This window comes from Mesorhizobium huakuii, from assembly GCF_030160235.1.
In the GTDB taxonomy this organism is placed as follows: Bacteria; Pseudomonadota; Alphaproteobacteria; order Rhizobiales; family Rhizobiaceae; genus Mesorhizobium; species Mesorhizobium huakuii.
On sequence record NZ_BSNY01000045.1, the window covers coordinates 33,981 to 51,717 of the forward strand.

General features: G+C 60.7%; 17 protein-coding genes. 7 read left to right on the plus strand and 10 right to left on the minus strand.

Going from position 1 to position 17,737, the window contains the following annotated elements:
* The first annotated feature begins 226 nt into the window (after window positions 1-226).
* Together QQK95_RS22055 and QQK95_RS22060 are read left to right on the plus strand one after the other, a co-directional pair.
* Window positions 227-550 (plus strand): DUF736 domain-containing protein, encoded by a 324-nt coding sequence (locus QQK95_RS22055; protein WP_006205585.1) that lies wholly within the window; start codon window positions 227-229, stop codon window positions 548-550.
* A gap of 58 nt (window positions 551-608) precedes the next feature.
* Entirely contained in the window at window positions 609-950 is a 342-nt protein-coding gene (locus QQK95_RS22060; protein WP_038654417.1) for a hypothetical protein, read from the plus strand.
* 116 nt (window positions 951-1,066) lie between these two features.
* Here QQK95_RS22060 and QQK95_RS22065 read toward each other — a convergent pair whose 3' ends face one another.
* Complete coding sequence (locus QQK95_RS22065; protein WP_038654420.1) at window positions 1,067-1,474, minus strand: hypothetical protein; 408 nt, start codon at window positions 1,472-1,474, stop codon at window positions 1,067-1,069.
* Entirely contained in the window at window positions 1,471-2,151 is a 681-nt protein-coding gene (locus tag QQK95_RS22070; protein WP_038654423.1) for a ParA family protein, read from the minus strand. The genes QQK95_RS22065 and QQK95_RS22070 overlap by 4 nt, the downstream gene beginning before the upstream one ends.
* Before the next feature lie 538 nt (window positions 2,152-2,689).
* Here QQK95_RS22070 and QQK95_RS22075 point away from each other — a divergent pair.
* The 4 genes from QQK95_RS22075 (at window position 2,690) to QQK95_RS22090 (ending at window position 8,987) form a co-directional block, all read left to right on the plus strand.
* Window positions 2,690-3,097, plus strand: a complete 408-nt coding sequence (locus tag QQK95_RS22075) for a MobC family plasmid mobilization relaxosome protein (RefSeq protein ID WP_143019561.1) — start codon at window positions 2,690-2,692, stop codon at window positions 3,095-3,097.
* The gene (locus QQK95_RS22080; RefSeq protein ID WP_084791816.1) at window positions 3,094-5,334 is read left to right on the plus strand and encodes a relaxase/mobilization nuclease domain-containing protein; all 2,241 of its coding nucleotides are present in this window, start codon (window positions 3,094-3,096) and stop codon (window positions 5,332-5,334) included. Before QQK95_RS22075 ends, QQK95_RS22080 begins: the two co-directional genes overlap by 4 nt.
* Window positions 5,335-5,642: 308 nt before the next feature.
* On the plus strand, window positions 5,643-6,638 hold the full coding sequence (locus tag QQK95_RS22085) for an AAA family ATPase (protein WP_038654434.1): 996 nt from the start codon (window positions 5,643-5,645) through the stop codon (window positions 6,636-6,638).
* Window positions 6,639-6,650: 12 nt separating this feature from the next.
* Window positions 6,651-8,987, plus strand: a complete 2,337-nt coding sequence (locus tag QQK95_RS22090; protein ID WP_038654437.1) for a S8 family peptidase — start codon at window positions 6,651-6,653, stop codon at window positions 8,985-8,987.
* 135 nt (window positions 8,988-9,122) lie between these two features.
* Here the strand turns inward: QQK95_RS22090 and QQK95_RS22095 are convergent, their stop codons facing one another.
* The 6 genes from QQK95_RS22095 to QQK95_RS22120 form a co-directional block, all read right to left on the minus strand.
* Window positions 9,123-11,273 carry a type IV secretory system conjugative DNA transfer family protein gene (locus QQK95_RS22095; protein ID WP_038654440.1) on the minus strand — a complete coding sequence of 717 codons (2,151 nt, stop codon included), beginning with the start codon at window positions 11,271-11,273 and terminating at the stop codon, window positions 9,123-9,125.
* Window positions 11,274-11,285: 12 nt separating this feature from the next.
* The gene (virB11, locus tag QQK95_RS22100; protein ID WP_038654443.1) at window positions 11,286-12,311 is read right to left on the minus strand and encodes a P-type DNA transfer ATPase VirB11; all 1,026 of its coding nucleotides are present in this window, start codon (window positions 12,309-12,311) and stop codon (window positions 11,286-11,288) included.
* On the minus strand, window positions 12,308-13,771 hold the full coding sequence (gene virB10, locus QQK95_RS22105; protein WP_051726958.1) for a type IV secretion system protein VirB10: 1,464 nt from the start codon (window positions 13,769-13,771) through the stop codon (window positions 12,308-12,310). The genes virB11 and virB10 overlap by 4 nt, the downstream gene beginning before the upstream one ends.
* Window positions 13,771-14,568, minus strand: a complete 798-nt coding sequence (locus QQK95_RS22110; RefSeq protein ID WP_051726959.1) for a TrbG/VirB9 family P-type conjugative transfer protein — start codon at window positions 14,566-14,568, stop codon at window positions 13,771-13,773. The genes virB10 and QQK95_RS22110 overlap by 1 nt, the downstream gene beginning before the upstream one ends.
* The gene (locus QQK95_RS22115; RefSeq protein ID WP_038654446.1) at window positions 14,565-15,284 is read right to left on the minus strand and encodes a VirB8 family type IV secretion system protein; all 720 of its coding nucleotides are present in this window, start codon (window positions 15,282-15,284) and stop codon (window positions 14,565-14,567) included. The genes QQK95_RS22110 and QQK95_RS22115 overlap by 4 nt, the downstream gene beginning before the upstream one ends.
* A 68-nt stretch (window positions 15,285-15,352) precedes the next feature.
* Entirely contained in the window at window positions 15,353-16,396 is a 1,044-nt protein-coding gene (locus QQK95_RS22120; protein ID WP_038654449.1) for a TrbL/VirB6 family protein, read from the minus strand.
* Between the two features lie 12 nt (window positions 16,397-16,408).
* On the opposite strand from QQK95_RS22120, the gene QQK95_RS22125 reads away from it, so the two are divergent.
* Window positions 16,409-16,582: a hypothetical protein gene (locus QQK95_RS22125; RefSeq protein WP_167365320.1), complete on the plus strand. Its 174-nt coding sequence runs from the start codon at window positions 16,409-16,411 to the stop codon at window positions 16,580-16,582.
* Here QQK95_RS22125 and QQK95_RS22130 read toward each other — a convergent pair.
* Window positions 16,579-17,313: a type IV secretion system protein gene (locus QQK95_RS22130; RefSeq protein WP_051726960.1), complete on the minus strand. Its 735-nt coding sequence runs from the start codon at window positions 17,311-17,313 to the stop codon at window positions 16,579-16,581. The two genes, QQK95_RS22125 and QQK95_RS22130, sit on opposite strands and share 4 nt — an antisense overlap.
* Before the next feature lie 9 nt (window positions 17,314-17,322).
* Entirely contained in the window at window positions 17,323-17,679 is a 357-nt protein-coding gene (locus tag QQK95_RS22135) for a hypothetical protein (protein ID WP_284276541.1), read from the minus strand.
* Window positions 17,680-17,737: the final 58 nt, after the last annotated feature.

Below are 17,737 nucleotides of genomic sequence, written 5' to 3' on the forward strand. Positions count from 1 at the left end.
GTAGACGACCGCCTGCTTTGTGCGGTCAACCCCCGTTGGGGGTACACTCGGCGAATATTCAGGAAAATTCGATTTCTGTTTTTTGCCTGCGGACAGGCGAAGGGCCTGCCCGCACTTTTTCGGCAAATAGAATTTTCCAGAATTTTCGCCGAGATGACCGCAGCAGGACGGCCCTCTCCTTTGGCGCCATCGGGAATGGTCCCGATGCAACCGAAGGAGAACTACCATGGCCACCACGATCGCAAACCTCACCACCAAGGCCGACGGCTCGATGGAAGGCGTCTTTGCCACGCTCCGGGTCAACGCCCCGATCACCCTCATCCCGAACACCAACAAGTCGCGCGAGGACGCCCCCGACTACCGGATCGTTAACAAGCGCACGGGCTTCGAAATCGGAGCCGGCTGGCACCGCATCTCCCAGCGTTCGGGCGAGGAATACCTCTCGGTCAAGCTGGAAGCCCCCGAGATCGGCGTGATCTTCGGCAATCTCGCTCCCGCCCCCGGCGGCGAGGAAAACAAGAAGGTCATCCTCTGGAACAACCCCCAGTGAGGCATCGGTGGCCGGCCCCTCGAGGGGCCGGCTTCCCCACCGGCAAAAGGAGGTTGCAATGAGCCGCTATACCATCACCGTTACTGGCACCGTCACCGGAAAAGTCCGCTCGGATCCAGACGCGGTCATCGGCTACGATCCACCGCTTCGGACCTACTTCCTGCAAGCGTTCCCGCACGAAGAAACCGACGAGCCCGCGCTCTGGCTTGGCACCCGCGATCGAGCGTTCGAAACGCTCGAGGATCTTCGCCACGCAGCCATCTCACACGGCTACCATCTCATGCCGCTATCGCCCGAATTGGCCGCAAGGCTGGTCGACGACAAAGCGGCCGCCAGCGGTCGTCCGGACCAGGACGGCATCCTCGGGGACCTGCTGAAACACCTCAACCAAACCAACTAGGCAAACACGTCAAAGGGCCCGCGACGGAGTGCTCCGTCGCGGGCCCTTTTTTTGCGCGTCGCCAAGAGCCAGGACCATCAGCCTTCACAGCATACGACAGCGACGCCGACCGCCGATTATTCCTTCGGCAGTTTGTGCTTATGAATGCGGATATAATCCTGCACAGCCTTTCGCAGCAGCTCGGTCATGCTGTGTCCGTTGCTGATTGCCAACAACTTGAACTGGCGCTGCTCAACGGCCGTCAGATAGTACCCGCAGCGGATCATCTCCTCCTCGCGAATCTTCTTGCCGGCGACGGGATCCTTTTTTTGGCCCTGCCGCAGCAGCTTGCGGAAATCGGGCCCAACTGCCGGGGACGGCTTTGCCGGTTCCAGCATCTGTGGCGTAGCTTGCTCCTTGGTCCCCGACGTTTCGACCTTCGGTGGGATGAACATGCTCGGCAGCGCCGGGGGCTGCGTGGAGATCGCCTTCATCATGCGGGCTTTCTTGTCGTCACCGGGCTTCGGTACGGTTTCTTCACTCATGCCGCATTCCTTGTGGCCTCGATGAAGGTTTGCAGAAGGTCGTCGAAGACTCCTTCGCTCTCGGAAACCGCCTTCGCATCGGGCACCGCGGGGCTGTAAAGGGTCTGCCCGGTTTGCAGGTCGCGGTAGGCAACACGATTATGCAGGACGTGTTCTGCAATCGGCGTGCCGTTGGCCTGGATGATGGCGCGCAGTTCGGTCAGGGCTCGGGCCCTGCCATCGATGATGGTCTGCTTGGTCAGCACGAATATCGCAGGCAGCGGTCTACCCCGGCTCTCGACCGCAAGCGGAATGTAGTGGTCGGTGATCTGGATGGCGGCGGTCACGTCGTCGAGGGCAAAGTACACCGGCACGACGACAATATCGGCCGCGAAGAGCCCGGCCATGAGGTTGTCGTTCGTTGTGCCTTCCGTATCGATCAAGACGACGGAGCGCTCGCCGTTGTGAGTGGCTGCCGCGTCGAGGATTTCCTGCGGGGTCATTGCGCTCACCAGATGCAGCCTGTCGGGGCGATTGCCAGCATCACCCAGCATCTGGAACCAGCGGTTCATGTTCTGTCGCCGATCGCCGTCAATAAGTGTGACCGAATAGCCCCGATGCAGCGCGACGGATGCGAGGGTGCGCAGCATCGTCGATTTGCCGGTGCCGCCTTTTGGGATCGCAGCGGAGATGATCATGGGGGCCTCCTTCCGGCGTTGGCTCCTTGTTTCCATGTCAACTTGGAAACAAGTCATCATGGACACAAGTCATCATGGACACAATGTCACGGTCGCAACTTGGTGACATAGTCAACGGGGCAGACCGGTTTGGCAACCCAGGCGCTCATCAAAAAGGCTCGCCTAGGGGTGCCATCATGACGAGGCTGCTATCTTTAATGAGGATCGAACCCGGTGGGTTGTTCGTGACGGCGAACTGCTCCGGTGTTTCCATGTTAACATGGAAACAAGTCCTCATCGCGCCATAGACACATTGCATCAAGTCACGATGGACACATCGTGCCCCTGCAGTGGCAACTGCGGGCCCTTGCAGTGACAATTGGGTTCGGTGGAAAGGGACGGGTGTTCTTCCTTCTCTTTGTGTTGGCGGGTGTTCTTCCTTCTCTTTGTGTTGGCAGGTGTTCTTCCTTCTCTTTGGCAGGATAGCCTATTTTGTGATACACACAAAATAGGCGGCGCGGCCCTGGCGGGCCTTAGCGCCCGCAAGCGGGCTTGAGAGATGGATGAAGACGCCCAGAGAGCAGCGTTGAAGAGCGCGTCACGACGCTACGGCGAGGTGACGCACATCCGGTTTTCGGCTGACGAGCTGGCCAACCTCAAAGCCATTGCGGAGCGGGACGGCGTCACCGTCAGCGAGGTCGTCCGGCGTCTGGTGCGGGCTGAGGCCGGGCATCTGCCAATCGCGTCAGAGGGGTTGCGGCCGGCGATCGTGGACATGACCGACCAGCTGCGGCGCGTCGGCGTCAATTTCAATCAGGCCGTGCGTGCCATGAACGACGGCCGGGTTGCCCATGACGAGGATCTTGCGCAGGCGTTGATCGCGGTGGGCAACCTGGTGCGGCAGTTCCGCGAGGAACTGAAGGCAATGACTGGCGGGTCCCGCAAGGCGAGGGAGGCCAGGCCATGAGCGGTCGTCTTGCTGGCTATGCGGCCGAAATCGAACGCTACCTGCGGGGCGGGTCCGGCGGGAAGCGTGAGGAGCTGGACGATGACAAGTCCGCGACGAGCGCCCGACGCGAGGCCAGCGAATTTCAGGCGATAAAGAGTTATGAGCGGACCGGTGGCGGCGGACGGCTCGTGCAAGGACACGCCGGCTCGATAGTCAGTGGCGGCAGGAACCCTCCTCGTTCGCCGCCGGCAGTAACAGGAGTGGCGGGGAGCTCCATGCCTAGCAGGGCGCCGACGTCCACTGCGGCTGCGAGCCCCCCCAAAGCGGCTAGCGTGCCGATCATGGTCTATGGCGCCACGCTCGCCGGTTTCCGGCCGGAAGAGGAGGAGGAAGACTGGAAGCGGCGCGGTGGTGGTGGCGGCCGTCGTGGGGCTCGTGCGAGCGGTATAGGGCGAGCGGCGCGGGTCGCCTATCAGGCGCGGGCCGTGGCGGCGCGGGCAGGCTATGCGGCGGGTGCTCAGCCTGCGGTGTTCAAGGTCATGCCCAATCCGCCATCGACCAGGGAAGCCGCCGCTCGGCTGCTCAATTACATCGGGAAGCGCGACGACGAAAAAGGCGAGAAGCACGACATCGAGATTTTTGACGAGGATGGACAGGTCCTTGCGACAGGCGGTGCACGAAAGGCGTTCCTGGAAACGTTTTGCGAGACGTTCGAACCGCCGCTGGAAAATACCAATTTCATCGAGGTTCGTTTCCAGCTCGCCGGCGAGGTCACCGACGACGCCTTGAGTGAGGCGTTGAACAAGGCCTTCGGCGCAAAGCCGTTCATCTATGCACAGGATGGTCAGGCGGTGGAGGTATATGCGCACACCGATGAGCGGGCCGGACCGCTCGCCAAGGTGCTTGCCGGTGGTCGGGAGAATTCGCGCAGCAAGGCGCTCGACAAGATCGAGGAGCGCTTGTCTGAGGCTATGGGCGCGGCGGGGGTGGCAGCCAAGTCAGAGGTGACGGCTGCCGTCAGCCGTGAACCCAAGGCGAAATATTTCCTGCAGAAGTTCATCCGCACCCACAGCCAGGTTCGCCACGCAAATGGCGAGCCTGTACCTGGGGTGAAGAATTCCACCAAGGCGGCCGCTTCGGTCTATGAACAATGGCGCCCGCAGTTTTCGGGGCGTGAGCGCCGCAATGCCTATCACCTGCTTTTCTCGGCAAGGGCCGGCACCGATGCCAACGCCGTGATGGCTGCCGCTCGCGCGGTGCTCGAGGAGCGCGCGCCAGGGTACAAGTTCGTCCTGGCGCATCACAAGGACACCAAGCACGTCCATGTCCATGCAATGGTGCAAGCACGGTCAGCCGACGGTGAGCGCCTGAAATTCTACAAGCCGGATCTCGCCGCCTGGCGCGAGACCTTTGCGGAAAAAGCACGCGAGAACGGCATTGCGATGGTGGCGACGCGGCGGATGGATCATGCGATGACGCGGCCATTCACGAAGGAGCATGCCGGAGCCTACAGCCGCGCCCAGAGCGATCCGCGCTACCGGGTCAGCGCCAAGACGATCGAGCGAGTGGAGGCCAAGCGGCAACGCCGTATCGATGGGCAATCCCTTGTCGTGAACGGCGATGCAATTGCTGCCGCATGGCAAAAGACTGTGACGACGATGCGGACCGCGGGCGTAGTCGGTCAGTCTCTCACGGCAGCAGAGTCGATTGGCAACAATTTTCTGCAGTTCCAACGCGATCGAGCAGGGGAGGGGCAGCCAGGTCCTGCCGCGGGTCGCGGAGCTGATCAAACGGGGCAGAAGTCTTTCCTGTCCCATCCCGATATGAGAGAATTGAATGCACTGATAGGAGATTTGAACATGGCGCAAACCCCCTTGGAAATGCGGCGTCAGATGGCCCGCGTCAATCAAGCTCTCGACAATATGCGCGAGACGCTGCCGCCGGCGCATCAAGGACAGTTCGAACAGTATCGTGAAGAGGTCAACGACAAGATGCACGACCGTCTCGCGCGGCTGCAATTCGAGCGGCAGCAGCAGCGCCGTGGTGGTGGCAGTGGCGAGCCGATCCCCGAGCGCGAGGCGCGAGGGCGAGACCTTCCAACCCGCGACGATGCCCGCCAGCCGGAGCAGCCGCGCAACGGCACCGAGCAGGAGATGAAAGCCAAGCAGAAGGACGCGAACAAGCAGAAGACTCGGCAGGCTGAAGAGCAGGACCGCAAGACCCAGCGCTCGAATGATAACGATTACGAGCGATGAGCAAGGGCCGACCTAGCGTCTTCGCGCGGTGGTCTGCAAATCGACGAATTCGTCACAGAATAATCAGGCTGCAAGGCAGTAATGCGCCCCCATTCCGGACATTGCGGCAGTTCTTATCCGACGGCGAAAACGGACGTCGGGTCATGAAGGACCGCTCGCCGAACTCGGTCAACGCATTAGAAACGGCCCTATAATCGCTTTCGACCAGAGTGATTCCCAAGTAAGGTACTATGGGGCCGATTCTGACGGAGTTCCTCAGCACGGAGCGATTATCAAGTGCCTTACAAGGGCAAAGTATAGGATTTCTGATGGCTCGCGGTGAATTGATGAAGAAATTGCTGGCGAGCTATGGCCGCGACGATGAGTTTCGTGCGGTTGCTGAGCAGATAATCGTCGAGGAAGAGAAGAAGAACAACAAGGTTCTCGCACGCACTCTTCGCAAGACCCTCGAGAACGGTCCTTCGCCGAGCGGGCCCAGGTCCATGAAATCGCTCGCGCCACTCATCCCGTTTCCGGATGCCGCCAAGGATTTTGTCGAGCGTGTCGAGCCGACGCATACAACCAAAGACGTCGTGCTCAGCGCTTCCAACACCCGTGTCTTCATCGGTCTCCTCAAGGAATTCCGACGGGCTGAGGAAATCCGGCGCAAGGGTCTGCCTGTTCGGTCAAAGCTCCTGTTTTGCGGCCCGCCCGGTTGCGGAAAGACCGTATCGGCGGAGGTTTTCGCCGCTGAGCTCGGCCTGCCGATGTTTGCCGTCAAACTCGACCAGCTGATTTCCTCCTATCTTGGGGAAACCGCGAGCAATCTTCGGAAGATCTTCGACTTCGCTCGAAAGCAGCCTTGTGTTCTTTTTCTCGACGAGTTCGACGCATTGGCGCGGTCTCGCGATGATTCAAGCGAGCACAACGAGCTCCGGCGCGTCGTCAATAGCCTGCTCCTGTTCATCGACCGCCTCAGACCCCAGGGCTTCCTGATCGCTGCGACAAACCTGGACCACGCTCTCGACAGCGCGATCTGGCGGCGGTTCGACGAGGTGATCTGGTTCGACAAGCCCGATGAGCAGCTGATCGGCCGCTACCTACGCACAAAATTCCGAAATGTGTCGACGGCCTTCGATGTCGGAACGAAGGCTGGTGAACTGATCGGGTTATCCTACGCGGAGATCGAGCGCGTCTGCATCCAGGCGATAAAGTCGGCGGTCATCGAAAAGCGCAAGGACGTCAGGGAGCGGGATTTCAACGCCGCCATCCTCGACGAACAGCGTCGCAGAGCGGGTCGGTCGCGCCTCACCAGCCAGTCGTAGGAGGCCGCATTAATGGCCCGGTACGACCATTTGCAGCTCGCAAGGCTGCCGGAGCAACTCGAACGCCGCAAGCGCCCGGGCTTTGGTGCAGCACCGGAGCGCGACCGTCCTTATCACAGCCGCCGGATCACCGAGGAGCTCAACGATGCGGTCGCGGTTCAGCAGCGTCGGCGGCCTCCTGGGACGGTCAATCCATCCCTGATCCTTCGCGTCCGAATGACGGGTTCGCTGCTCGAAAGCGACTGGGAGGCTCTAGGCTTAACGGTGCTATCGAGCGACGCCGACCGAACTCTTGTCCTCTTTTCGTCAAACGACGAGTTGCGTGACTTCCGGGCGCGGATCGATGCCTATGGCGGTCCTATTCCCGCTGGCCAGGCGGGCGCTCCATATGCGAACTTCGTCGCCTCGATTGCATCGGTTGGGACGGTCGATCCGAGAGACCGGATTGGGGTGCGCCTGAGGGAAGAGGGCTACACCGGGCCCGAAGATTTCGACGCCGTCGGTGAGTTGGTCGCCGATCTGGAGCTCTGGGATCTCGGCCGACGTGACCTACGTCAGAGTAAACTTGGCGACATCGAAGCCTATGTGGTCGCTCGCGGCGGCGAATGGCTCGACGAGTATATCGGGCCGTCGATCACCATGGCGCGGATCCGCGCCAGCGGAGAGGTTTTTCGATCGTTGCTGTCGCTGGAGGACGTCGCGTCCATCGACCTTCCGCCGTCCCCGGACGTGGCAACTACAGAAGCCATGCGCCTCGAACTCGGCGAGCTGCCGGAGCGTGGGCCGGTCGGTGAAGACGCGCCGCTCATCGGCGTGATCGACAGCGGCGTCAATGATCATCCCCTAATCGAGGACATCCTCGTGGGCGCGATCGGCGTTCCCGAACGTCTGGGCACTGCCGACGAATGGGGGCATGGAACGCGCGTCGGCGGCGTGGCTGTATTCGGAGATCTTCGAGCTCAGCTTGCCGGCGGTGCCCTCGCGCGCGCGGCGCGTCTTTGTTCCGCCAAGGTCGTCAACGAACGCGGCAATTTCGATGAGCGGCGACTGGTGCCCTCTCAGATGCGAGAAGCGGTCATTGCGCTTCACGCTCGATTTGGATGCCGGCTGTTTGTCATCGCGCTGGCCGACCGCAAGCGCGTCTATGACGGTGGGAAAGTCGGAACCTGGGCCGCGACACTGGATGAACTCGCGCGCGAGCTCGATGTTGTGATCGTCGTCTCGGCCGGCAACCGTGCCCCGCGTGCCGGCAACAGGATCGAACAGGCCGTGACGGAGTATCCCCGCTACCTAACCGAAGAAGGCAATCGGCTTTTTGAGCCCGGCGGCGCCATCAACGTTGTGACGGTCGGGTCCCTCGCACATGGCAACGGGCTCGATGCGAGGCTCGGCGCAGAGGTTGCGGTGCGGCCCATCACGCAGGACGGCGAGCCGTCCCCATTTACCCGGGTCGGGCCCGGAGTGGAAGGGTCGGTCAAGCCGGATTTCATAGATCTCGGCGGTACGATGATTGTCGACCCTCTCGTTCAGAGACTGCGCGACGGCCGCGACGTCGCGAGCGCCGGTCTGCTGACGCTTCATCATCGCCCGATTGAGCAATTGATCACCAGCGGCTCGGGCACCTCCTATGCAGCGCCGATCGTCGCCTTCAAGGCAGCGCAGGTGCTGTCCCGGTTTCCAGAGGCGTCGGCCAACCTCGTGCGCGCACTGCTTGCTACCTCGGCGACTGTGCCTGAGGCTGCACACCAGCGTTTGTCGCCGTTGGGAGAGGACGCCATCCGGAACGTGTGTGGTTACGGGCAAATCAATCTTGAGCACGCCGCATTCTCCGATGACGCACGCGTCGTGCTCTATGCGGAAGACGAGCTGGCTATGGATCATTTCGCCATCTATGAGCTGCCGGTCCCAGCACTATTTCAGAGCACCAATGGCCGGCGCAGGATTCGTATTTCGCTCGCGTACGATCCGCCGGTCCGTCACAGTCGCAACGACTATGCCGGCGTCGGTATGAGTTTCCGCCTTGTGCGGGGATGCGAGCCGGCGCTGATTTCGGAACACTATCGCCGCCGGCCACGCGAAGAGGCGGTCCCCGACATCGCAAATCGTTTCCAGTGCAAGATGGTCCCCGGGCCGCAATCGAGGGAGAAGAGCACGCTCCAGTCGGCTACTGCGACATTCAAGACCGACATTTCGAACTACGGCGATCGTTATTACATCGTCGTTCGATGCGAAGCCGGGTGGGCGACGGAGCTCGACCGCCAACGGTTTGCCATCGTCGTGCAGGTCGCACACGAAGCCGAGATTCAAATCTACCAGCAGATCCGCCAGCGTATCCAGCTCCGCGGTTGAGCCGGTGAAGGCGGACATCGATATGCGCTCGATTGAGACCTCGGCACCGCCCGAAACGCGCGGCAATGTCCTCCGCCGCCATGACGAACAAGGTCACGGTAGACAATGATTTCTCCGCCGCATCGGAATGCTAGCCTACCCATCGACTAGATCAGGCAAAGCTTCTTCGACGATGCTCAGATTTCGATCGAAAGTCTCGGTGTCGGATGCATTGGCGCGCAGAGACCGCACCTTGTTCAGGATGGCCGAAACCGCCGCTTCTTTGTCGGGCGCTATGCGTGTTGTCACCGCTTTGGCTGCCAAAGCGGCAAAATCTATGACGGCATGACCTCCTACGGCTGCGGCGACTGTTACATTCAGCCGGTCTTTCACGATTGCGCGCCGGCCCGAAGGCGGAGCTATACGGCCTGCCTTTGCTGCAAATGTCGCGCCGCGCCGCAGCCGGGTCTTCTCAAGGCCTGAGCGGTACGTGGGTGCTGTCGGCACAATCGTCGGGAGCGCAGGAGATGGAACCGCCGCGGAAGCGTCCAATGCAGGGCTTTTCGTGCGCGAAGCGTCGGTGGAGGCGGGTAGGGGCATGAACGCGCGTTTGGCGAGCTGGCCGTCGGCGAAATAGAAATTGCGGGTGCCGAGGATCGGCAGTTCCCCACGCGGCAATATGATGACCTTGTTCTTGTCGAGCGTACGGATTTCATCTGGCCTCATCAAGGGCCGCCGCACTTCCTTACGGTGCTCCGAGCGCGTGTAATAGGTGTCGAACAACGTCGCCTTGGTGCGCGTCACGTCCTTTTGCACGTCCGACGTTTCGCCGAGCTGCTCGGAAACGTAACGCAGATCGTCCGCGTCCTGCGCACCGAAAAAGATCTGCACGCGAGCAGCGTTGATGAGCGTCTTGCGCCCTTCCTGGCGATAGATTTCGTCTACCGCCTTTAGCGACTGCACGAAAAACCACATCGAAACGCCGTTACCGCCAAGCACACTCGCCATTTCGGTCACGTTCTCGAGCTTGCCGAGGTTCTGGAACTCGTCGAGCAGCACAAGCACCGGATGCTCTTCCGGACGCGGCATGGTTTCCGACATGAAGTTCATCATCTGTGTAATCAGGACGTTGAACAACGGTCCAAGCGACGTGATCTGCTCGCGCCGTACGTCGAGATAGAGAGAGACCCGGTCGCGCTTGAGTTTGCGAATATCGAACGTGCTGCGCGAGGTAGCTCGCATCAGGCGCTCGTTGAGGAAGGGGGCCATGCCGGTCCGGACGCCCGCGTAGATTCCGGAAAACTGCCGCTCAGACATTTCGAAATACGGCAACAGGGTTTGCAGCGTAAAATGCGAACATTCGCGGCGGCGTTCCTCGCGCAGCGAGCCGATGAACTCCAGGAGCGGCTGCTCGGCGCCGTTCATGATCTCGAGGATTGTGGCAAAGGTCTTCTTCTCGTTCGGGATCGCAGTCGATTCCATGACGAAGGACGCGATGCCGGTAAAAAGCAGGCGGGCGTCGTTGACCCAATAGGGATCCGCGTTGGACGGGGGGCGCGGAAACAACGCCGCAGCGATGTTGCGAAGGTCGATGTCGCGCTGTGCTGAGTCCAGCGAGATGAAGTCCATCGGATTGTAGCATGCGGTATTGCCGTCCGGATCAGCTGGCGCGAAACGCACCACGCGGCTCATGGTCGAACGGTAACCGGCAGTCGCCGCATAGGTCTCGCCGCGCAGGTCGAGAACCACGAGCGAATGCGGCCAGGTCAAGGCGTTCGGGATGATGAGAGACGTGCCTTTGCCCGAGCGGGGCGGGCCGATGACGAAGCCGCCGATATCATCGCCATCGATCCACAATTTCTTGCCACCAATCAGCTTGCGCTGCGTCAAGCGGATTTTGCCGGAGCTGTGATCGCGGCTGGGCGACAGAATTTCGGTGAGCTTGCCGCCGGCGCGACCGACGAAGACGCCGCCCACTTTCGTCAGGCCGGTTTTTGATACGTCGCTCATGGTCATGAAGCGAGAGTCATTGCGCTTTCTCGGGCGCATGAGAAACAAGCTGACCAGTGGCAACAGAAACCCTAATGCGCCTGCTGCAACGGCGTATTGTACCCGGTCAAAATTCCTCACCATCGTGTCCGCCCAGGCCTGACGAACGACCGGCCAGGGATTGGCGTTCAGCTGGTCGAACAGGACGTGGGCGCCAGTCCGATACCAATCAGTCGCGGCATAGGCGACCGTGAAGAGCAGTGCGCCCAGGGCTAGCGCCATAAGCATCATGAAAATTGCTGTTGCGATTTTCTGCATGGGTGGGCCTCGCTAGATCGTCTCCGCCTTGGTGAACTTGATCTCGCTGATGCCGCGCCGGCCGCCTTCGGTGCGGACCATCTGGACGACCACCGGAATGACCTCGCGCAAATAGTCGAGGATTTCACTGCGTGAGAGCCCCGTACTGCCCTGCATGACCATGAGCGCCAGCCGCTCGTAGGCGGACCGGGCGGAATTGGCATGAACGGTCGTGAGCGAACCAGGATGGCCGGTGTTGATCGCCTGGAGAAACGCGAAGGTTTCAGCGCCGCGCAACTCGCCCAATAACAGACGGTCAGGTCGCATGCGAAGCGAGGCCTCGAGAAGCTGTTGCGCAGAGACTTTGGCGAGGCCCTGGTCGCCCTTTGAGGCTATCAGGGTGACGTTGTTGGGAGCCGGCAGCCTCAGTTCGCGAGTGTCTTCGATCGTGATGATCCGTTCATGAGCCGGGATCTCCTTCAAGAGTGCATTCAAAAACGTCGTCTTGCCGGTCGATGTACCGCCTGAAACGACGATCGAGACGCGGTTGCGCACCGCATACTGCAGGAAGTCCATCGGCGACGTGTCGTGCACCATTTCGACAAGTCGCTTTTCTTCGGTTGAAAGCGCCAGGCCGCTGCCGATCGCAGTATTCTCGAATGCGCCAAGATCCTTGTAGGCATCAAGGCTCATATCCATGATGACCTGCTTGCGGATTGAGATCGCCCCGCCTTCGGGAGCCGCCGGCGGCAAGATGCATTGGATGCGCTCGCCCGAGGGTAGCGCGGCAGACAGGACCGGCTTTTCTTCGTTGATGACCTGATTTGTCGCCGAGGCGACGCCCGTCGAGATATGCCTAATCCAGCCGGGCGTAACCTCGCGCTTGACGATGTGCTCCATTTCCTTGGCGCCGAGGCGTTCGATGAACAATTCACCCGGCCTGTTGATCGCAATCTCGGAAACTGAGTCTTCGTTCAAATAGGACCATATTGGCTCCAGATGAGCACGCAGGACCGGGGCTCTTGCCCAAGGGTCGGGGAGGGGATGCACGGCGTTCATTTCACCGGGCTCCCATAGCCAGGATAAAAATGATCCTTTGGCGTCGCGTAAAGAGGCGTCGGATCAATCGCGGTCTTCGGCCGCCCACCTGCCTTCATTCGTGCAACTTCTTCCTGAACGGGATCGGCGTACAAATCCGAGAAATCGAGATCTCGCCGCACCAGCACGACAACTGATGTGCCCTGGTCGATGTAGACTGTCGGGCCAATGTTCTGCGTGTCGCGAAACGCCTCTTGCGCAAGTTGCTGCAGGGCGGTCGATGACTTGTCAAAGGCGATGCTGCGGGCATCGCGCTGCGAGCCATTGTCACCATAAGTTACGGTTGTGGTCTCACCGGTTACGGGATCGATTGTCGACACCTGGCGCTGTTGTCCATCCTGGCTGCTGTCGCCAAGCGAGGACAGATATTCAGAGACGCCGCCAACGACGGAAAGCATGATGGCGTTGCCGTACCGTTCAACCCAGTGCGTATCGACACGGCCGCCCATGCCGCCGCGGCCGAGCGCGTCTGCACCGGGTGACTTGATATCGACGGAAATGCCGTCCGAGCGGATGACCCTGTTCCAGACGATGAAAACCCGCTTCTGACCGCGCGCAAGCCCCGAGCGATATTCCCCGGTCAGTCGCGAGCCTTTCGGAATGAGGATCCGCCTGCCGTCGAGCGAGAAGACATTTTCACGCACGACAGCGCGTACGGCGCCGGGAAGGTCGGTGTTAACAGCGGTTTCCAGATAGCCGCGAAGGATCGTTCCTTCAGGGATCAACGCATCGGTGCGTCGGAAGGCCCTGGCTTTGACGATACCGGAAGAACTTGCCTCAGACTGCGCTAGGAATGCCTTGTTGGGGTCAGTGTCGGCGCCGGGGACCGGAACGATCTGACCGTCGGGCGCGATTTCGACCTGTCCTGCCTGGGCGCCGGCATTCGTCGACCCGTTTTCATCATTCGTCACCATCTGGTTCGACCGCAGGCGTTCCCACACTGCCTTTTCGTGCTCGGCGGCCTCGGCCTTGCGGCGAGCCTCGTCCTCAGCCGCGGCCTTGCGGCGGGCTTCTTCCGCCTCGGCCTTGCGACGAGCCTCCTCGGCCGCCATTTGCGCCTCCAGTGCCCGCCGCTGCGCATCAAGGTCGGCGCCCTCCTGCACGGTCTGATCGACATTGTCAGCCTGCTGCGTGCCATTCTGCTCGGCGGCCGGTGGCGGCACCACGATCTGGTCGATCGTGCCGTCGGCAGGTTGAGGCGGCTCGTTCAACGCCGGTGGACGAAACTCCGGCGGGTTGAAGTTTTCCTCGTCCTCGCTGCGAAGATCGCGCGATACCGGCTCCCGAGGCCAGTTCAGCCATATCAGCGCGCCTACTAGCACCACGCCGAGGCTGACCAGCGCGATTCTCGTAGCCACACCCGCACCACGGCGCGCGACCGTTGGGCTGCCGTCCAGTTGGTTATAATCGATCTGCGTCATCAGCGCCCTCCGCTGGATCCGAACAGGGTGGAACCGCTTGTCAGTTTCGTTGGACCGTAGACTTGCTCGACGGGATCGATGGCGTTGGGTCGCGCGCGGTTGTACAGGCAGAGCGTCTTGCCATCGGCTCGCAAGGTGAATTGCCGTGCGACCTTGTCGATGACGGTGTATTTGCCCTGCGTGCGAACGTTGACCAGCGACTCATGGCGCTTGTCGTCGACAACAAAAATCGCCGGAATGTCACCCTTGAACTCCAGAAACACCTTCGTGCCGTCGTCGAATACGGTGCGCGGCTTCAAGCTGTCGTCGCCCTTGTAGGCATAGTCGTAGTTGAGATCGGCATAGTTCAGATCCTTCAAATCCGGATCGGCAGCGCTCTCCTTGGCCTGTGAGAGCAACCGCGCGTTGATATCCTCGTCCGGGTATTTGAACCGGACCTGGAAGGATGCCCGGTCCCGGTCATTGTCAGTAGCCTGCAGCAGCAGGGAATAGACGCGCCGGTTGGTGACAACGTTGACATTGGTCCAAGCATCGCGCTCCAGCGGCTTGATGAAGAGGAATCGTGATCCGCGTTTGGGGATGATCGACCAGCCTTTCGTGTCGCCGGCGGAGACGGTTTCGATGACTTCGGTCGGGCTGAGCTCGACCATCGTCGAAATGCCGAGAGCTGCACGCACCGACGTCACGTCGTCATTGTTGAAGGTGACGTATCGGATGCGGCCGTCGCGTGCGGCCGCGCCATGAATTGTGCCGAGCAGAAGGGCGGCCGACAGGGTGAGGCCCGCGCGCCATCTCATTGCAGGCTCCCGGCGGCCGGCGCCGATTCCTGGTCGCGGCGGTAATCCGTAACCTGAAATCCCAGCGGGTTGTCGAAACGCCATTCGTTCTTGAGCGGCGTCGAGGTGTAGCGGAATTTTATCACCGCCACCCAATTGTCGGCCGTGGACGAATTGTCCCGACGCGTCGTCGTGGCAAAGCGCACCGAGGCTGTGTTGCGATTGAGCAGGGAAACGGACTTGATCTCGACCGATATGGTGACATTGCTGCCATAGGTCTTGTCTAGCGATTGCGGATTTGCGGGCGTGAAAGCCCAAGTCAAATCCTTGGACGCCGCATCGGTGGAGTAGAGCTGCGCCAGGTCGTAATTCTGTTTCAGTTCACGGGAATCGTAAGTTTCGCGGGCCCTGATGTAGCGCACCAGATTGGCCGCCGTGACGGCTTCGTTCTGGGACAAATCTCCAGGCTTCAGCGCGCGCATGATCTCGAGGTAGCCCGTCGATTTGTCGACCTCCACAACATACGGCTCGAACTGCCGGAGCGGCAGGATCAGCACGAGCGCCAGCAGCGACAACACCGCCACCAGTCCGGAAACGCCGCTGACGATCCATGCCAATGTACGCGATCGCCGCATTGACCTGTGCGTGTCGTCTTCCCAGGTCGCGCCTGCCTTGTAATAGCGTTTGTCGACGAGTTCGCTGCTGCTGTTAGCAGTCGTTTCCGATGGTGTTGACACTTTACTATTGCCTCGTTTGCGCGACGCAATCCTGATCTAGGGCCGCGATCGATGATCGTTCTTGTGTTCTAGGCCAGAGGCCTGGCGTTATCGCGCGCACCTTGCTGGATGGCGGACCGAGTTGCGGCATCGGCCCTTGCTGCTCGCGGAGATCGGAAGTTGTTTGCCGCGAGCTGCCGGGCGCCCCGAGCGGCGCGGCCGGCGGCCCATCGAGCACCGGAGTAGCGCACGGCGTTTCTGCCGAACCTCCCATACGAGTAGCGGGCGCCCACGGTGCTCAGATACCCGCCGCCATTTAGGATCGAAGCAATCGATGGGATCTGCATGAGAACGTAGATCCCGATGATCGTCACCAGCACCAAGGGCAGCACCAGCGACATCTTACTGTCCATGGTCGCTCCACCGGACGTGGCGGTGTTCAGCGCCGCGTTTACGAGCGAGAAGTAGAAGCCGAGAAAGCCGTAGATCAGGACTTGCTGAATCATCAGGAAGGTCGTGAGCGAAAGGAAGCCTTCGCTCATGCGCGAGGACCAGCGGTAAAGCCAGAGAATGATCCATATCGGCGCCAAGGCCAGTGTGATGAACAACATCACTTTGGCGGCGATGATTGCGGCAATGGCAAGCGCTGCGAAGATGATGGCTGAAAGCAGAACGAGCAGCGACAGCAGCGCGCCAAAAATGTCGTAGAAGGATCCGCTATAGACCTGATTGGCGACGTCCTGTGCCCCTTGGTAGAGATTGTCGATAAGCGCTGGAATTGCCGCCTGGTCGCTGAGCTGATTGCCGGTGGCTCGCGACACGGCGCCGACGATCACTTTGCCGACCTCATCTGGAATGCTTTGCACGAGCTGATAGATCGTCGCGGAAAATGTGCCCCATCCGGTCAGCAGCATATAGATGATGACGGCGCGGCCGAGGCGATAGGCCGCTTCGAGCGGCGAGATCGACTCTCGCCCGCTCAGGATCGAATAGCCCCACCACACGATATAGAGGGTGAGCATGAGGGTGAAGACGTTGCCCATCGCATTGCCCAACTGCATATAGACGGTGCGGACGAAGTCCTCGCCGATGTTGTCAATGCCACCGAGAATGCTTTCGGCAAGACCGTTCATGGATCCTCGTCAATGATGCTGGCGAACGGCGTTGAATTGACCGGCTTCAGCGGGCCGCATTCGTCGACGTCGGCATACGCCAAAGGCCCGCACGGCGCTTTCAGTTCGCGATTAGCGCATCCGAAAAGCACTGCGCCGAGCCCAATCACAGCGCAGATGCGCAACGCCCGCCTCGACAAGCGCTAGCCTCCGCTCTTGCCAAATTCCGCGAACGGATTGACGTTGCGCGGCGTCATCATCTTCTGCACCTGGCTCTGGCGAAGAAGATCTCCCTTCAGCTTCTCATTCAGGGCCGCGACCGCGCCATTCTGGACGCCGATCAATTCGTTGACCGCGCGCGCGTTTTCCAGCTGCATCCGTGTGTTCTGGTCCACCGATCCCTTGACGTCCTGCGACTGCCCAATCTGCCCGCTCGCGGACTGCAGGGACTGTTGGCGCTGGGTGACGCCCTGCGAGGCCTGCGACGTCAGCGCGCTTAGCAGCGAGGCCACGTTGACGCTGCCGCCGTAGGCTGAGTTGACGGCGCTCGTCTCCTTGCCGGCAATCTGCTGGAGCTGCTTTACCAGCTGCAGCCCATTGATGACGGCGCCAGCGATTTTCTGGATTTCGGGCGACAGGCCACCAAACGAAAGTGCGCCGCCGTTCAGGATCGATCCGAATGACGGAGCCTGGGCAATCGACATATTGCCGCCGAGGCCCATTTGTCCAATCCCGAGCGAACCGTCACGACTGCCGCTGAGAGCCTGCAGGATCTCTTGGCTCTTTCTCAGAATATCCTTGTTCGAATCCATGATGGAGTTGGTGTTCTCCGCATTCTTGCGGGCGACATCGAGATTGGCGCCATCGATGACGGCAATCTGTGCAAAGCCCGCGCTCGTCCAAAGCGCCATGCCGGTAGCAATCGCGAATTTCTTCATGTCAGCCTCCTATTGCTGTAGAGAATCGATCACGCTGGCAGCGCCGGCAGGATCACTGGTGATGACCATCGAGCGGCTGTCGGCCGAGCCTGCCCTCGCGTTCTCAACCGCGCATGGCAGCCACCGGCCGCGATCGATCTTCAATCGTTCCAGTTCCGCGGGATCACAAGAGAATGGGTTTGGAGAGCCGCTCTTGGGCTGTTGCACCAGCTTGGACGACTGCGATGCCTGAACATTCTGCAACGATAGAAGTTGGGCCAGCAACGCCGTAAAATCCCCGGCCTGGGCGAGGTATTGGTTGGTGACATCGGCGTTGATCCCACGAGCCGACGAGTTCAGCTCCCAAGCGTCCTTGTATTCGGTCACCTGGGGCGTTGGTGCGCGGATATGAAATCGAACGCATTTCGATCATTAATGTAGTTGG

Coding starts and splice junctions, on each gene's coding strand:
- QQK95_RS22075 (WP_143019561.1), top strand. CDS start 2,690: ATGGATGAAGACGCCCAGAGAGCAGCGTTGAAGAGCGCGTCACGACGC.
- QQK95_RS22090 (WP_038654437.1), top strand. CDS start 6,651: ATGGCCCGGTACGACCATTTGCAGCTCGCAAGGCTGCCGGAGCAACTC.
- QQK95_RS22085 (WP_038654434.1), top strand. CDS start 5,643: ATGGCTCGCGGTGAATTGATGAAGAAATTGCTGGCGAGCTATGGCCGC.
- QQK95_RS22065 (WP_038654420.1), bottom strand. CDS start 1,474: ATGAGTGAAGAAACCGTACCGAAGCCCGGTGACGACAAGAAAGCCCGC.
- QQK95_RS22055 (WP_006205585.1), top strand. CDS start 227: ATGGCCACCACGATCGCAAACCTCACCACCAAGGCCGACGGCTCGATG.
- QQK95_RS22125 (WP_167365320.1), top strand. CDS start 16,409: ATGATGCTGGCGAACGGCGTTGAATTGACCGGCTTCAGCGGGCCGCAT.
- virB11 (WP_038654443.1), bottom strand. CDS start 12,311: ATGAACGCCGTGCATCCCCTCCCCGACCCTTGGGCAAGAGCCCCGGTC.
- QQK95_RS22110 (WP_051726959.1), bottom strand. CDS start 14,568: ATGAGATGGCGCGCGGGCCTCACCCTGTCGGCCGCCCTTCTGCTCGGC.
- QQK95_RS22060 (WP_038654417.1), top strand. CDS start 609: ATGAGCCGCTATACCATCACCGTTACTGGCACCGTCACCGGAAAAGTC.
- QQK95_RS22070 (WP_038654423.1), bottom strand. CDS start 2,151: ATGATCATCTCCGCTGCGATCCCAAAAGGCGGCACCGGCAAATCGACG.
- QQK95_RS22095 (WP_038654440.1), bottom strand. CDS start 11,273: ATGCAGAAAATCGCAACAGCAATTTTCATGATGCTTATGGCGCTAGCC.
- virB10 (WP_051726958.1), bottom strand. CDS start 13,771: ATGACGCAGATCGATTATAACCAACTGGACGGCAGCCCAACGGTCGCG.
- QQK95_RS22080 (WP_084791816.1), top strand. CDS start 3,094: ATGAGCGGTCGTCTTGCTGGCTATGCGGCCGAAATCGAACGCTACCTG.
- QQK95_RS22130 (WP_051726960.1), bottom strand. CDS start 17,313: ATGAAGAAATTCGCGATTGCTACCGGCATGGCGCTTTGGACGAGCGCG.
- QQK95_RS22120 (WP_038654449.1), bottom strand. CDS start 16,396: ATGAACGGTCTTGCCGAAAGCATTCTCGGTGGCATTGACAACATCGGC.